Origin of the sequence: Nocardia sp. CA-119907 (assembly GCF_050955995.1) — a bacterium.
Lineage (GTDB): Bacteria > Actinomycetota > Actinomycetes > Mycobacteriales > Mycobacteriaceae > Nocardia.
The window spans coordinates 5,406,846-5,421,938 of sequence record NZ_CP192091.1 but is presented as its reverse complement, the minus strand read 5'-3'; the positions used below and the strand labels follow the sequence as shown (position 1 = coordinate 5,421,938).

Annotated in this window: 15 protein-coding genes; 12 read left to right on the top strand and 3 right to left on the bottom strand. The window is 67.5% G+C overall.

The window, feature by feature from the left end; genetic code table 11:
- Nucleotides 1–10: 10 nt before the first annotated feature.
- Complete coding sequence (locus tag ACQP2D_RS23865) at nt 11–307, bottom strand: thiamine-binding protein (protein ID WP_354957973.1); 297 nt, start codon at nt 305–307, stop codon at nt 11–13.
- Between the two features lie 88 nt (nt 308–395).
- Here ACQP2D_RS23865 and ACQP2D_RS23860 point away from each other — a divergent pair, with 88 nt between their 5' ends.
- The 7 genes from ACQP2D_RS23860 (at nt 396) to ACQP2D_RS23830 (ending at nt 8,583) form a co-directional block, all read left to right on the top strand.
- Nucleotides 396–1,391, top strand: coding sequence for a helix-turn-helix transcriptional regulator (locus ACQP2D_RS23860; protein WP_433678135.1), 996 nt, complete (start codon nt 396–398; stop codon nt 1,389–1,391).
- Nucleotides 1,388–2,374 carry a helix-turn-helix transcriptional regulator gene (locus ACQP2D_RS23855; RefSeq protein ID WP_433678134.1) on the top strand — a complete coding sequence of 329 codons (987 nt, stop codon included), beginning with the start codon at nt 1,388–1,390 and terminating at the stop codon, nt 2,372–2,374. The genes ACQP2D_RS23860 and ACQP2D_RS23855 overlap by 4 nt, the downstream gene beginning before the upstream one ends.
- Nucleotides 2,375–2,404: 30 nt before the next feature.
- Nucleotides 2,405–3,439 (top strand): 2-dehydropantoate 2-reductase, encoded by a 1,035-nt coding sequence (locus tag ACQP2D_RS23850; protein ID WP_433685746.1) that lies wholly within the window; start codon nt 2,405–2,407, stop codon nt 3,437–3,439.
- A 200-nt stretch (nt 3,440–3,639) separates the two neighbouring features.
- A complete protein-coding gene (gene tatA, locus ACQP2D_RS23845) occupies nt 3,640–3,912 on the top strand; it encodes a Sec-independent protein translocase subunit TatA (protein WP_354957970.1) in 273 nt (90 codons plus the stop codon).
- A gap of 103 nt (nt 3,913–4,015) precedes the next feature.
- Nucleotides 4,016–4,969, top strand: a complete 954-nt coding sequence (tatC, locus tag ACQP2D_RS23840) for a twin-arginine translocase subunit TatC (protein ID WP_433678133.1) — start codon at nt 4,016–4,018, stop codon at nt 4,967–4,969.
- 2 nt (nt 4,970–4,971) lie between these two features.
- Nucleotides 4,972–7,713, top strand: coding sequence for a DEAD/DEAH box helicase (locus tag ACQP2D_RS23835; RefSeq protein WP_433678132.1), 2,742 nt, complete (start codon nt 4,972–4,974; stop codon nt 7,711–7,713).
- 150 nt (nt 7,714–7,863) lie between these two features.
- Nucleotides 7,864–8,583, top strand: coding sequence for a DUF4333 domain-containing protein (locus tag ACQP2D_RS23830; RefSeq protein ID WP_433678131.1), 720 nt, complete (start codon nt 7,864–7,866; stop codon nt 8,581–8,583).
- Between the two features lie 192 nt (nt 8,584–8,775).
- On the opposite strand, the gene ACQP2D_RS23825 is transcribed toward ACQP2D_RS23830, so the two are convergent.
- Entirely contained in the window at nt 8,776–9,744 is a 969-nt protein-coding gene (locus tag ACQP2D_RS23825; protein WP_433678130.1) for a 5'-3' exonuclease, read from the bottom strand.
- 89 nt (nt 9,745–9,833) lie between these two features.
- Between ACQP2D_RS23825 and ACQP2D_RS23820 the strand changes: the two genes are divergently transcribed.
- Entirely contained in the window at nt 9,834–10,961 is a 1,128-nt protein-coding gene (locus ACQP2D_RS23820) for a M24 family metallopeptidase (RefSeq protein ID WP_433678129.1), read from the top strand.
- Nucleotides 10,962–10,980: 19 nt separating this feature from the next.
- Here the strand turns inward: ACQP2D_RS23820 and ACQP2D_RS23815 are convergent, their stop codons facing one another.
- The gene (locus ACQP2D_RS23815; RefSeq protein ID WP_433678128.1) at nt 10,981–11,391 is read right to left on the bottom strand and encodes a PPOX class F420-dependent oxidoreductase; all 411 of its coding nucleotides are present in this window, start codon (nt 11,389–11,391) and stop codon (nt 10,981–10,983) included.
- A gap of 127 nt (nt 11,392–11,518) precedes the next feature.
- On the opposite strand from ACQP2D_RS23815, the gene ACQP2D_RS23810 reads away from it, so the two are divergent.
- From ACQP2D_RS23810 to ACQP2D_RS23795, 4 genes are all read left to right on the top strand, one after another.
- On the top strand, nt 11,519–12,274 hold the full coding sequence (locus tag ACQP2D_RS23810) for an SDR family NAD(P)-dependent oxidoreductase (RefSeq protein ID WP_433678127.1): 756 nt from the start codon (nt 11,519–11,521) through the stop codon (nt 12,272–12,274).
- A complete protein-coding gene (gene cbiE, locus ACQP2D_RS23805) occupies nt 12,271–13,527 on the top strand; it encodes a precorrin-6y C5,15-methyltransferase (decarboxylating) subunit CbiE (RefSeq protein ID WP_433678126.1) in 1,257 nt (418 codons plus the stop codon). The genes ACQP2D_RS23810 and cbiE overlap by 4 nt, the downstream gene beginning before the upstream one ends.
- Before the next feature lie 99 nt (nt 13,528–13,626).
- The gene (locus ACQP2D_RS23800; protein ID WP_433678125.1) at nt 13,627–14,217 is read left to right on the top strand and encodes a hypothetical protein; all 591 of its coding nucleotides are present in this window, start codon (nt 13,627–13,629) and stop codon (nt 14,215–14,217) included.
- Complete coding sequence (locus tag ACQP2D_RS23795; protein WP_433685745.1) at nt 14,214–14,963, top strand: cobalt-precorrin-6A reductase; 750 nt, start codon at nt 14,214–14,216, stop codon at nt 14,961–14,963. The genes ACQP2D_RS23800 and ACQP2D_RS23795 overlap by 4 nt, the downstream gene beginning before the upstream one ends.
- Nucleotides 14,964–15,093: the final 130 nt, after the last annotated feature.

Genomic DNA, 15,093 nt, shown 5'->3' with positions numbered 1-15,093 from the left:
ACGAACGCGGCTAGCCCTCCGCCAGATAGCGCTCGACGGTCTCCACCTTCGAGGTGATCGCGCCCGTGACACCCGGGCGGATATCGGCCTTGAGCACGAGACTGCAGCGTGGCGCCACGGCGAGGATGGCGTCGGTGGCGGACTTGACCACCGCCATCACCTCGTCCCATTCGCCCTCGATGGTGGTGAACATGGCGTCGGTGCGGTTCGGGAGGCCGCTGGCTCGCACCACTCGGACCGCTTCGGCGACGGCTCGGCCGACATCCACACCGTCACCCAGTGGTGTCACGGAGAACGCGATGATCATGGGTCCATGATGGCGGCGCGGCAACCGGAATGGGGGGAATCGCGCGCCGACGCGCGGTCGTGGCGGCAGGCCGATTACCCTGTGTCGAGTGGCGATATCCAAGGTCGAGCGGCTGATGAATCTGGTCATCGCGCTGCTGTCGACCCGGCAATTCCTGACCGCGGAGCGGATTCGGGACAGCGTCGCGGGGTACGAGGATTCGGCCAGCGACGAGGCGTTCAGTCGAATGTTCGAGCGGGATAAGAACGAACTGCGTGACCTGGGCATTCCCCTGGAGGTCGGGCAGGTGAGCCGATTTTCGACAGTAGAGGGCTACCGGATCAACCGGGACGCCTATGAGCTGCCCGAGATCGATCTGACCAGTGAGGAAGCGGCGGCGGTCGCGGTCGCGGTGCAGATGTGGGAGTCGCCGGAACTGGCGGCCGCGGCCGAGGGCGCGCTGTTGAAATTGCGCGCGGCCGGGATTCATGTGGAGACCGATGCCGCGGTGGCCTCGGTGCCCGCGGTTCCGGCGCGCACCCGCGGATCGGATGCGGTGCTCGGCAAGCTGCTCGCCGCCATCGACGCCGGTCAGGCGGTGCGCTTCGAGCATCGGGGTGCGATCAACGAGCCCTACGTCATGCGCGATGTCGAGCCCTGGGGTGTGGTGACCCATAACGGCCGCTGGTATCTGGTCGGCCACGACCGGAACCGGGAGGCGGTCCGCAGCTTCCGGCTATCGCGCATCGGCGACGATGTGACCGCCTATGGCCCGCCGAATGCGGTCGGCAAGCCCGAGGGGGTCGACCTACGGGAGATCGTCGGCACGGTGACCGGCAGCGCCCCCGTCACCGGCACCGCGACGGTGTGGGTGGCCGATGGCCACGGACGCGAAATCCGCAGGCTCGGACCGGTACTGGAGCAGCGGTCCATCGGAGAACGCACCGGTGTGGTCGTCGAACTTCCGATCCGGTCCCGAGATTGGTTGGCGCGGTTGATCACCGGGCTCGGACCCGATGCGGTGGTGCTGGCACCGGAGGAACTGCGCGCGGATGTGGTCGAGCGCCTGCGTTCGGTGTTCGACCGTACGGAGGTCATCGCATGAGTGAGCGCAGTCGGCTCTCGGTTCGGCTATCGCGGCTGCTGAACATGATTCCGTACTTCATCGCCAATCCGGGCATCAGCGCCGCCGAGGCCGCGGCCGATCTGGGGGTGACGACCAAGCAGTTGATGAGCGATCTCAACCAGCTGTGGATGTGCGGTCTGCCCGGCTACGGTCCCGGCGATCTGATCGACCTGTCGTTCTCCGAGGAGAGCATCGAGGTCACCTTCTCGGCGGGCATCGACCGCCCGCTGCGCCTGACCTCTACCGAGGCGACCGCGCTGCTGGTGGCGCTGCGTTCGATCGTGGATATGCCGGGCATGGTCGATCCGACCGCGGCGCATGCGGCGATCGCCAAACTCGAATCGGCCATTGTCGGCGGCAAGACCATCGATGACGCCGAATCCCGCGGGCCAGTGCCGCCGTCCGAGGCGCCGGCCGTTGCGACGGTGCGTTCCGCGCTGGCCCGCCAGCGCACGCTGCGGCTGATCTACTACTCGGCGAGTCGCGATGTCGTCTCCGAACGTGTCGTCGACCCCATTCGTATTGTCCTCGTGGACAACAACAGCTACCTGCAGGCCTGGTGCAGGCAGGCCGAAGGAGTGCGGCTGTTCCGTTTCGACCGGATCGAGGCGGCCACCGAACTCGACGAGCCCGCCCGTCCGCCGAGCCATGCGACCGAGGAGGCCGCGGCACTCGACCTGTTCCAGGACGATCCCGCGGTTCCCTTGGCGCGCTTACGTATTCGCGGTGACTACGGCTGGGTGCTCGACCAGTACCCGATGCACCGCATGGCGGTGCATCCGGACGGCAGCATCGAGGCGACCATGCGTTTCGCGACCCTGGACTGGATGGCGCGGCTGCTGCTCGGCTTCGGTTCCGGTGTCACCGTGCTGGGCCCGGCGGAATTGATCGCCGCGGTGCGCGAGCGCTCGAATTCCGCCCTCGCCGCCTACGAGGCGGCCGGTTTTCTGGAGACCAGATGAACGCACGGAGGCTGGATCGGCGTGAGTGACATGATGGTGCCCGCTCGGGTGCTGGTCCTCGGCGCCGGGAGCATCGGTTCGTTCGTCGGTGGGAAGCTCGCGGCGGCCGGGGCCGATGTGACCTTCGTCGGTCGGCAGCGGACAGTGGACGAGATCAGCGCGGCCGGGCTGCGGCTCACCGATCTGGACGGCGGCGATGTCACGGTGGCCGGGGATGCGGTCCGGGTCGCGACCACCCCCGAGGATGTCGGATCCGCGGACTTGGTGCTGGTAACGGTGAAGTCGGCGGCGACGTCGGCGGCCGTGCGCGATCTCGATGGCAAGATCCGTCCCGGCACCGTGGTGCTGAGCCTGCAGAACGGGATCGGCAACGATGCGGTGATCCGGGAGATCCTGCCCACCTGTGTGGTGCTGGCGGGCATGGTGATGTTCAACGTCGTGCACCAGTCCGAGGGCCGATTCCATCGCGGCACCGACGGCGGGCTCGCGGTGCAGGACGATCCGGCGCTCGACGCGTTCACCGACATCTTCGCGCGAGCCGGTCTGGCGTTGCGTCGCCATCCGGACCTGCTGCCGGTGCAGTGGGCGAAGCTGCTGCTCAACCTCAACAACCCCATCAACGCGCTGTCGGGCCGGCCCTTGCGGGAGGAGTTGGCCGACCGCAATTACCGCCGCTGCCTCGCGCTGACCCAGGGCGAGGCGCTTGCCGCGATGAAGCGGGCGCGAATTCGCCCGGCCCGGCTCACGCCGCTGCCGCCGGAGTTGATGGCCCGGATGCTCACCATTCCGGACGCGGTCTTCCGCCGGGTCGCCGCCAAGGTCCTCGCCGTCGATCCGGAGGCCCGCTCGTCCATGGCCGATGACCTCGCGCTCGGGCGCAAGACCGAAGTCTCCTGGTTGTGCGGGGAGATCGTGAGCCTCGGGGCGATGGTCGGACTGCCGACACCGGTGAACCAGCGTCTCATCGAACTGATCGTGGCCGCCGAACAGGGCGACCGGCGCACCTGGACCGGGCCGGAACTGCTGGACCAGCTGCGCGCGGCGGCTGACCCAAGGAACGACTGATTTCGTGAGCACATGGGTAACTCGTCGGGCACGCCCAGAACCGAGCGGACCACACAGCCGGTCCGCAACGGCACTATCGAGGCACCTATGACCGGCAAAAGGCGGCGGGGAGGCGGGGGAGTCAACGCACACCAACGCCGGAGTTCTCCCATGTCATAGTCCGGTAGCATCAGAGCTACCACATTCTTTGGAGGTTAATTATGGGCAGTCTGAGCATCTGGCACTGGCTGATCATCGCCGCGGTCTTCGTGATGTTCTTCGGCGCGAAGCGTATGCCCGATGCCGCCCGTAGCCTGGGCCGCTCGCTGCGCATCTTCAAGAGCGAAGTCAGCCAGATGCAGAACGAGAGCAGCGCACAGGCAAGTGCAGCACCGGCCCAGCAACCGGCCGCGGAGCTTCCGCAGGCTCCGGTCGTCCAGCCGACGGTGACGCAGCCGCAAGCAGAGCCCCAGGCACAGCCGAAGTCGCTCTGAGCCCAGCGTTGCCGCCGGGGTGAGTGCGAACTCGCTCCGGGTGTAGTGCTGTTGCCCGCCGACCGCTGCGGGCACCTTCGACCCCAGGGGCCAACACACCACCATGCGAATCCCGTTCGATCCCCGGCGCAGTAAGCGCAGGACGAATCCCGACGGCACCATGTCGTTGGTCGAGCATCTGCAGGAGCTGCGCCGTCGGCTGCTGATCTCGATCGCCGCGGTCGTCGTCACCACGCTGTTCGGCTTCTTTTGGTACGCGCACACGATCTTCGGCATCGAAAGCCTCGGATCGGTGCTGACCGGACCGTACTGTTCGCTGCCCGCCTCCTCGCGCGCCGTGCTGACCGCCGACGGCGCCTGCCGTCTGCTGGCGACCGCGCCGTTCGAACAGTTCATGCTGCGGTTGAAGGTCGGCATGACCGCCGGTGTCGTGCTCGCCGCCCCGGTATGGCTGTATCAGATCTGGGCGTTCATCACCCCGGGCCTGTACTCGAAGGAACGCAAGTACGCGGTCGGGTTCGTCACCTCGGGCAGTGCGCTGTTCGTGACCGGTGCCGTCCTGGCGTACTGGGTTGTCGCGCATGCGTTGAGCTTCCTGCTCAATATCGGCAACAACGCGCAGATCACGGCGCTGAGCGGGTCGCAGTACTTCAGCTTCATCATCAATCTGCTGGTGATCTTCGGCGTCAGCTTCGAAATCCCGCTGCTGGTAGTCGGATTGAACCTGGTCGGGGTGCTCAAGTACGAGAAGCTCGCCAAGTGGCGGCGCGGAATCGTGTTCGGGCTCTTCGTCTTTGCCGCGATCGTGACCCCGCAGGATCCGTTCTCGATGCTCGCGCTGGCCTTCGCGCTGACGGTGCTGTTCGAGGTCGCCATCCAGTTCTCCCGGATCAACGACCGGCGCCGCGCGCGCCGGGAGGCCGCAGCCCTGGCGGCGCTCTCGGATGAGGAGGCCTCCTCGATCGCCGGACCCGAGCCGATCAACCCGGCCGAGTCGATCATGGATCCGCGCGAGAAATCGGCGCGCCCCGTGTCGGACTACTCCGATACCCTCTGACGGTGACATATCACCTGTCGCAGGCGGGCGAGCTGGCCAAGTTCTCTGCCGAGCTGACTTTCGCGTTGGACCCCTTCCAGCGCAATGCCTGTGTGGCCCTCGAAGGTGGGCACAGTGTGCTGGTCTGTGCCCCGACCGGTGCGGGTAAGACCGTCGTCGGCGAATTCGCGGTGCACCTCGCGCTGGCCGCGGGCGGAAAGTGTTTCTACACCACGCCGATCAAGGCGCTGTCGAATCAGAAGTTCGCCGATCTGACCGAGCGGCACGGACGCGACCAGGTCGGATTGCTCACCGGTGATCAGTCCATCAACCCGGACGCGCCGGTGGTCGTGATGACCACCGAGGTGCTGCGCAATATGCTCTACGCTTCCTCGGACGCGCTGCGCGGACTGTCGTATGTGGTGATGGACGAGGTGCACTACCTCGCCGACCGGTTCCGCGGCGCGGTGTGGGAGGAGGTCATCCTGCATCTGCCGCCGGATGTGCGGCTGGTCAGCCTGTCGGCAACGGTCAGCAATGCCGAGGAGTTCGGCGCGTGGATGGAGACCGTGCGCGGCGATACCGCGGTGGTGGTCGATGAGACCCGCCCGGTGCCGCTGTGGCAGCACGTGATGGTCGGGCGGCGGATGTTCGACCTGTTCGACACCAATTCCAGCGAGCAGAAGGTGCTCGTCGACGAGGACCTCGTCCGCTATATCCGCCATCGCGAGGCCGCCGATCGAATGAACGGCTGGGACAGACCGCGCGGCGGTCGCGGCGGGAGCCGCAGTTTCCGGCCGCTGCCGCGGCCGGAGGTGCTGGCCAAACTCGATGAGGAAGGGCTGCTGCCCGCCATCACCTTCATCTTCAGCCGGGCCGGATGTGACGGTGCGCTCGCGCAGTGCCTGCGTTCGCGGCTGGATCTCTCGGGGACGGCAGTCGGCGGAGCCGACGGGGTGGGTAAGCACAGCCGGGCGGACGAGGCCGAGGAGATCGACGCGATCATCGAGAAGCACACCGGGGATCTGCCCAAGGGTGACCTCGAGGTGCTCGGCTACTGGGAGTGGCGTGAAGCGCTGCACCGCGGGCTGGCCGCGCATCACGCGGGCATGCTGCCCGCGTTCCGGCATACCGTCGAGGAACTGTTCGTGCGCGGTCTGGTGCGGGCCGTATTCGCTACCGAGACACTGGCATTGGGCATCAATATGCCCGCGCGGACGGTGGTGCTCGAACGGCTCGTGAAGTTCAATGGCGAATCACACGCCGAGCTGACGCCGGGGGAGTACACCCAGCTCACGGGTCGTGCCGGGCGGCGTGGCATCGATGTCGAGGGCCATGCGGTGGTGCTGTGGCAGCCGGAGGTCGACACCAGTGCGGTCGCGGGTCTGGCCTCGACGCGGACCTATCCGCTGCGCAGTTCGTTCCGGCCCGGCTACAACATGTCCATCAACCTGATCGACCGGATGGGCGCCGACGAGTCGCGTGCGCTGCTCGAACGGTCCTTCGCGCAGTTCCAGGCGGACCGGTCGGTGGTGGGGCTGGTGCGTGGGATCGAACGCAATGAGGGGCAGTTGCGCAAGTTGCGCGATCAGCTCGGCGGCGAGGACGGCGGCTTCCTGGAATACATTTCCCTGCGGGAGCGGATCAAGCAGCGGGAACGTCAGATCGAACAGCAGGGTCGCGCGGATCGGCGCGGTGCCGCGGTCGACGCGCTGGTGTCGTTGCGGCGCGGGGATGTGGTGGCGATTCCGTCCGGGCGGCGAGCCGGGCTCGCGGTGATCCTGGAACCCGATGCCACGCCGGGAGATCCGCGTCCGCTGGTGCTCACCGAGGACAAATGGGCCGGGCGGGTGTCGGTCGCCGATTTCCCGGTGCCCGCGAAGACATTGGGGCATATGCGGTTGCCGCGCAAGATCGATCACCGGACCGCGCGCACGCGGCGGGATCTGGCATCGGCATTGCGCAGCACCGGGATCTCGGCGCCGGGGCGGCAGCGGCGCGGCGATCGGTCGAAGGCGGGCGATGACCGCGAATTGTCGACACTGCGGCGCAGTCTGCGTTCGCATCCGGCGCATACCCGACCCGATCGCGAGCAGATGAGCCGGGTCGGCGAGCGCTACAACCGGCTGCTGCGTGAAACCGAGACGATGCGCCAGAAGGTTGCCGCGACCACCAATTCGCTGGCGCGCACCTTCGATCGGATCCTCGGCTTGCTGGAGGAGCGCGGCTTCGTGCACGAGGGCGAGGTGACCTCGGACGGTCGTCGGTTGGCGCGGATCTACGCCGAAAGCGATCTGCTGGTTGCCGAATGCCTGCGGAAGGGGCTGTGGCGCGGGCTCGGACCGGCCGAATTGGCCGCGGTGGTCTCCATATTGGTATACGAATCCCGCCAGGAGGGCGGATATCTCGGCGCCAGCGGGCCGACCGAACCGATCCGACGTGCGGTCGGTGCGACCGTCGGTGTGTGGAGCGAGCTGCGCTCCGATGAGGCGCGACACAAGCTGCCGCCGACGCGCGAACCGGATCTCGGTTTTGTGACCGGTGTTTACAAATGGGCGCGCGGTGATGGGTTGGCCGAATCGTTGCTGGCCAGCGGTGATCAGAACGCGCCGCTGTCGGCGGGCGATTTCGTGCGGTGGTGCCGACAGGTCATCGATCTGCTCGATCAGATCCACGGGACCGCCGACGACGTGGAGATCGCGGCGACCGCGGCCAAGGCGGTCCGCGCGATCCGACGGGGTGTCGTAGCCGTGGACGCCGCGTAGCCGATTCGATTGTGATTTGATTTCTTTCGCGTACCGACCGTGGCGGAGGAGTCGGACAGGATCGCGCCTCGTACCGGAATGGTCCTGTTGTGCGACGAGTCTCACGCGGGGGGCTACCGTGTGTATAACGATGCGAGTGGAGGCAACCAGATGAGCGGCCCGTACGGACCGAACGACGCCCCTGGTCCCGGGGAGGGACGCAACGATCCCACCCAGCAGTGGGGCGGACAGCAGGCACCCGGTGCAGCCGGGCCTACCCAGCAGTGGGGTGCTACTCCCGCGGCGCAGCCTACCCAGCAGTGGGGGGATCCGAACGCGCAGCAGCAGCCTTGGGGTCAGCCGAATCCGCAGAGCCAGCCGAGTCAGCCGCAGTGGGGGCAGCCCCAACCCAGTCAGCCGAGTCAGCCGCAGTGGGGCCAGCCGCAGCCCAGTCAGCCGAGTCAACCGCAGTGGGGTCAGCAGCCGGCGCAGGACTGGTCGGCGCAGCAGGGCCAGCAGCCCTGGCAGCAGGGCCAGCAGCAGCCATGGCAGCAGCAGGCGCCGCAGCCCAGCAGCGGCGGTAAGAGCAAGGGCCTGTTCATCGGTCTCGGTGTGCTCGCGGTCGCCGTGATCGGTGCCATCGTGGTGCTGGTGCTCGTGCTGACCAGCAAGGACGAGCTCGATCAGGCCGCCGTCCAGGATGGCGTCAAGAAGGTGCTGTCGGATTCCTACGGGATCCAGGACGTGGCCGATGTCTCCTGCCCGTCCGGCCAGCAGGTCAAGGTCGACGCGACCTTCACCTGTGATCTGAAGGTCAGCGGCGAGCAGAAGAAGGTCACCGTCAAGATCACCAAGGACGACGGCACCTACGAGGTCGGCCGCCCGAACTGACAGTCCGAACCTACAACCGACAGGTTGGCGAGCGGGTGCCGGTGGGGCGGCCCCGCTGCTCAACGCTCTCAGCGGGCCTTGCTGCCGCACACGCCGTGGGTGCCTCGCACAAGCCGCAACCTCTGCAAGGCCGTTATCCGGTATGCGAGGCTCTAGTTCTTATGCATGACCACTGGTGTGGTGGCGGGGCGCTTACACCGAGTGCGCGGCAGTCAATGCCGTGATCAGGCGGGTGATGGGGCTTTCCGCGTTGTAGGCGGTGGCCAGTTCGTGCAGGCGATCCGGGTCGGCAGGGGTCGTGGGGAGAGTGTCGGGGCGGGACAGTTCCACATCGGCGTCGCGGACCACACGGGTTACCGGGGCGGCGGCCTTCAGATAGGCCTCGGCCGCTCGTAATTTGGCGCGGACGCCCTGGGCCAGGTCGGAGGCCGGATCCGCGACGGCGGCGGTGAGCGTGTCGAGCGAGCCGAATCGGGAGATCAGGGTCGCGGCGGACTTCTCGCCGATACCGGCCACACCCGGCAGACCGTCGGAGGAGTCGCCGCGCAGGGTCGCCATATCCGCGTAGGCCGGACCCGCATTCTCCAGTGGCACACCGTATTTCGCGGATACCTCGGCGGGGCCGAACAGTTCGGCCTTGGCCAGGCCGCGTCCGGCGTAGAGCACCCGGACCGGGGGTGCCGGTTCATCGCGGACGAGCTGGAGCAGGTCGCGGTCGCCGCTGACGACCACCACCGGATCGGTGCGCTCGCGGGTGGCCAGGGTGCCGAGCACATCGTCGGCCTCCAGTCCGGCCGCGCCGCCGGTGGCGATCCCGGCCGCGGCGAGGACATCGAGGATCATCTCGACCTGTGGGGTCAGTGTGTCGGGCACGTCCTCGGCGCCGGGTGCGGCATCGGTCGACGTATCGAGGCGGTGGGTCTTGTAGGTCGGCACCAGCGCCACCCGGAAGGCGGGGCGCCATTCCAGATCCAGGCATACGACCACCCTGCTCGGCCTGTGCTTGGTGATCAGCGAGGCCACCATATCGGTGAAGCCGCGCAGTGCGTTCACCGAACGGCCGTCGGGTGCGGTGATCTTCTCCGGAATCGCGTGGAAGGCGCGGAACCACAGACTCGCGCCATCGAGCAGCAGCAGGGGCCTACCGGACGTAGCGTTCACGCCGCTGAGGCTACCTGCCCGATCCGACAACCTTGATGCGATCGGTGTTCGCGTCCGGGGCGATCGGGGTGGCGGGTAACGTCGGCGGTATGAGCTCGCACACGGAGTCCCGATTCGCGGCGGATGTCTACGGTGATCGACTCGAGCGGGCGGTGCAGTTGATGCGCGCCGCCCACCTGGATGCCTTGTTGATCACGCCGGGGCCGGATCTGCGCTATCTGATCGGTTCGGCTGCGGAATCCTTCGAGCGGCTGACCTGTCTGGTGATCCCGGCCGACGGCGCCACTCCGGCGGTGGTGATCCCGAAGCTCGAGTTGGCCTCGCTGGAGGGTTCGGCCGCAGGTGATCTCGGTCTGCAGGTGCTGGATTGGGTCGACGGCGTCGATCCCTACCAGCTCGTCAAGTCGGCACTGCACGTCGGTTCCCGGGTCGCGGTCACCGATGTCATGCCCGCGCTGCATCTGCTGCCATTGGCCGAATCCGTCAGCGGCCTGCCGGTTTCCGCCACTCCGGTGCTGCGGGAATTGCGAATGATCAAGGATCAGGCCGAGATCGACGCATTGCGGCGCGCGGGTGCGGCCATCGACCGAGTGCACGCGCGGATGGGCGAATTCCTGCGGGTCGGGCGCACCGAGGCCGAGGTTGGCGCCGATATCTCGGCCGCGATCGTCGAGGAGGGGCACATCGAGGCGGCCTTCGTCATCGTCGGCAGTGGGCCGCACGGCGCGGATCCGCACCACGGCGTCTCCGACCGGCGCATCGAATCCGGTGATGTGGTCGTGATCGATATCGGTGGCCCCGTCGAACCCGGCTACTACTCGGATTCGACCCGCACCTACGTCCTCGGCGAGCCGAAGTCCGACGTGGCAGCGCAATTCGCCGAACTCGAACGCGCCCAAGCCGCGGCGGTCGCCGCCGTCCGTCCCGGCGTCACCGCGGAGTCGGTGGATGCCGCCGCTCGAAACCTGTTGACCGAGGCCGGTTTCGGATCCGCCTTCGTTCATCGCACCGGCCACGGCATCGGCCTCTCGGTGCACGAGGAGCCCTACATCGTGGCAGGCAACACCCTGCCCCTGCAGCCCGGCATGGCCTTCAGCATCGAACCCGGCATCTACTTCCGCGGCGACTGGGGCGCGCGCATCGAGGACATCGTGGTGGTCACCGAAGACGGCTGCGAGTCGATGAACCAGCGGCCGCACGGGTTGACGGTGCTCTGAGACTTCTACCGGAGTCGGTTCAGGCCGGCGCGTGCGCGAGAGTACTGCTGGACAGTACGCGCTGGACCTGAATGGCGATGACCACGCGGGTCGGGTTCTCGCGGGGCACCCGATACCGGCCCGCATATCGGTCGACCGCTTCGGTGACATTGTCCGGATCGTCGAGCACGGTGGCCGGGCCTTCGAGAGTGAGCCAACGGATCCCATCCACCTGGCTCACCGCCGCATACCCGGAGCGCCGCACATTGCGCACCTTCACCGACCCGTCATTGGTGATGACCCGCGCGATCCCCGCCTCCGCATCCCAGGTGAACCCCACCGCCACCACATGCGGCGTCCCATCGGCGCGCAGCGTGGTCAAGGTAGCAAGGTGCCGCTCGGCAACGAACTCGAGCGCGGCAGGAGACAACTGTGCAGTGCTGATCGGCATCCCCCGACAGTAGCGGTGCCCTGGTCGCCTGCCTACAGCCAATGCCGCGACATACAAGCCGTCGGTCACGAGGTGTTGCTGTGGAGGGGTAGGCGGGGGGTTGTGGGTGGGGTGAAAGACTGGGGGTATGGGATTGCGTGGGATTGCCGACGGGGCGGTGGTGGTGCTCGGGGGGCGCAGCGAGATCGGGCTCGAGGTGGCGCGGCGGCTGGCGCCGGGGCGGGTGGTGGTGCTGGCGGCGCGGCGGAGTGGGGAGTTGGTCGAGGAGAAGGCGGCGATTGCGGCGGCGGGGGCGGCGGCGGTGCATGCTGTCGAGTTCGATGCCGACGATACGGCGAGTCATCCGGCGCTATTGGAGAAGATCGCGGCCGAGTACGGCGGGATCGGGGTGGCAGTGGTGGCGTTCGGGGTGCTCGGCGATCAGGCGCGGGCCGAACGTGATCCGGCGCATGCGATCGCGGTGGTGCACACCGATTACGTCGCGCAGATCAGTGTGCTCACCATTCTCGCGAATCTGCTTCGCGCGCAGGGCAGTGGCCAGCTCGTCGTCTTCAGTTCGTTCGCGGGCGCGCGGGTGCGGCGCGCCAACTATGTTTACGGTTCGGCGAAGGCGGGGCTCGACGGTTTCGCCAGCGGTCTCGCGGATGCGTTGCACGGCAGCGGTGTTCACCTGCTGCTGCTCCGCTGCGGTTTCGTCATCGGCCGGATGACCGAGGGCATGGAACCGGCCCCGATGTCGAGCACTCCCGACCAAGTGGCGGACGCGGTCGTGCGCGGCCTGCGCCGGCGCGCGGATCGGGTGTGGGTCCCCGGCATCCTGCGTCCGGTCATCTTCGCGATCCGCCTACTGCCCCAACCTATCTGGCGCCGGATGCCCCGGTGAACGGCGCACGGATCATCGCGGACCGGGATGAACCGCCGCTCTCGGTTGTCGGGATCGGTGCGGACGGGTGGTCCGGACTCGGATCGGTTGCGCGGGAGGCGCTCTCGGAAGCCGAGGTGGTATTCGGGTCGGCGCGCCAGTTGGAGTTGCTACCGGACACCATTACCGCGCAGACGCGGGAGTGGCCATCGCCTTTGCTGCCTGCTCTGCCCACATTGTTCGATGGCTACTCCGGGCGGCAGCTCTGCGTGCTGGCCAGCGGGGATCCGATGTTCTATGGCATCGGGGTGACGTTGGCGCGGCTGTTCGGGGCCGAGCGGCTGCGAGTGTTTCCGCAGGCGTCATCGGCATCGCTGGCCTGCGCGCGGCTGGGGTGGGCGCTGGCGGAGGTGCCGGTGGTCAGTGCGGTGGGGCGGCCGGTGGAGACGGTCTTGCCCGAGCTGGCGGATCGACGGCGCGTCCTGGTGTTGAGCGCGGACGAGCACACACCGGGACGGATCGCGGAACTGTTGCGGGGCAATGGTTTCGGCGAATCGACGCTGACCGTGCTCGAGCAGTTGGGCGGTCCGCGCGAACGGGTGGTGCGCGATCGCGCGGCTAGGTGGGAGCTCGCGGCGGGTGATCCGCTCAATATCGTCGCGATCGACTGCGTCGCCGATCCGAAACACCCGCGGGCCACGCGCGTGCCCGGCCTGCCGGACGAGCTGTACGGCGGTGCCGGTCAGCTCACCAAGTCCGAGGTCAGAGCATTGACGCTGGCCGCGCTGGCACCCGCACCGGGAGAGCTGCTGTGGGATGTCGGCGGGGGCTCCGGCAGTATCGCGATCGAATGGTGCCGCACCCATCCGAGCTGCCGGGCGGTGAGCTTCGAGCGACTCGAACACAGGCGGCGGCAGATCGCCGACAACGCCGCCGCCCTGGGTGTTCCGCACGTCGGTGTGCGCGCAGAGGTGCTCACCGAGGTAGGAAAATCTACCGAATCTGCACCTCCTGATGCCATTTTTGTCGGCGGCGGCCTCACCCAAGCTGGCGTACTCGAGACATGCTGGTCCCATCTACGCCAAGGCGGCCGCTTGGTGGCGAATGCGGTGACCGCGGAATCCGAAGCGCTGCTGCTGAACTGGTCCGCCGCGCACGGCGGTGAACTGCGGAAGTTTCAGATCTATCGGGCCGAACCCCTCGGCAGGTTCACCACCTGGCGACCGCAGCTGCCCGTCACGCAGTGGACCGTCGTGAAAGGCGACTCGTTCTGAGAACCTCACTTTATAGGTGAAACGGACTCGATCCGGCGGTAGGGTCGGTGCCCGAGATCCGGACGTTATCGCCGGATCCGTGTCCTATTGGGGAGATTTATGAAGTACAAGAAGTTTGCCGCCACCGCGATGATGGCCGTTGCCGCCACCGGTATTGCGGCGGGTACGTCCGGCGCCGCTCCGGCGGCACCCGCTCCGGCCGTGCAGAATCAGGCCGCGCCCGCGGTACAGGGCGAGGACCATGGTGTGAACTACGCGGTGCAGTTGGTCGACAAGTCGATCGTCGCGGCCGTTACCGGCGGGGCGTTCAGCCTCGATGCCGACCAGAAGTACGTCTCGGTGAAGAACACCGAGGGCGTGGTCGTTACCTCGATCCCGTTGCAGGCGAAGGTCGGTGACCAGCTGATCCCGATCGCCGCCACCATCGACCCGTCGGCCCAGAAGCTGACGCTGACCCCCGACGTCAAGGCGACCGCTACCGCGGCAACGGCTTCCGCCGAGGCCATCTCCTCGCAGGAGTGGTTCTTCAGCGAACTGCAGCGCGCCTCCCTCGGTGCGGTCATCGGCGGCATCATCGGGTTCTTCTTCTTCGGCATCGGTCTGCCGGTGGGCGCGCTCATCGGCCTGCTCATCGCGGGCGGCCCGAACCTGATCAACGCGGGCATCGCCTACTTCAGCGGGCAACCCTGAAAACTCTGATTCTGGGCGGTACCCGGGAAGCCCGGGAACTCGCCCACATCGCTTCCGGCGAGCGAGGATTCGAGATCGTCTCCTCGCTCGCCGGTCGTGTTCGTGACCCGCTGCTGCCGGAGGGGCCGGTGCGGATCGGCGGCTTCGGTGGGGTCGATGGCTTACGGAATTGGTTGGTGGCCAACGAGGTAACGGTCGTTATCGATGCCACGCATCCGTTTGCGGGCACGATCAGTGCGAATGCGTCGAGTGCCGCAACGGATCTCGGCCTGCCGCTACTGCATGTGCGGCGGCCCGGATGGCGCGAACAGCCCGGCGATCGGTGGCATCGGGCGCCCGACCTCGACGCGGCCGCGCGAGCGGTCTCCGAACTGGGGGACCGCGTCTTCCTGACGATCGGCCGCCAAGGCGTCGCCGCCTTCGCGGGGCTGACGGACCAGTGGTTTCTGATCCGCGCCATCGACCCGCCCACTGGCGCGCTGCCGCCGCAACACGAATTACTCCTGGCGCGTGGGCCTTTCTCGCCCGCGGATGAGTTGCGCCTGCTCATCCAGTATCGGATCGATGTGCTGGTCACCAAGGACAGCGGCGGCGATCAGACCGCCGCCAAACTCGCCGCCGCTCGATCGGCGGGCATTCCGGTCGTCGTCGTCGACCGGCCCGAGCTGCCACCTACGGCGATTGTCGCCGAGACGGTCTCGGACGCCTGGAAATGGTTGCGCGATATCGCAGCCCCTCGTTCGTAATCGACTCGATCTGCTGATCGGCCGGTGCCGAGTCGCGAAACCTGCCCCGCTCTTCATATGGACGCAGTCGCTGTGGTCACCAGTGGCTGCGCCGTCGTGGTTGCCGCGACATGTCCAGGCCGGAGACGGG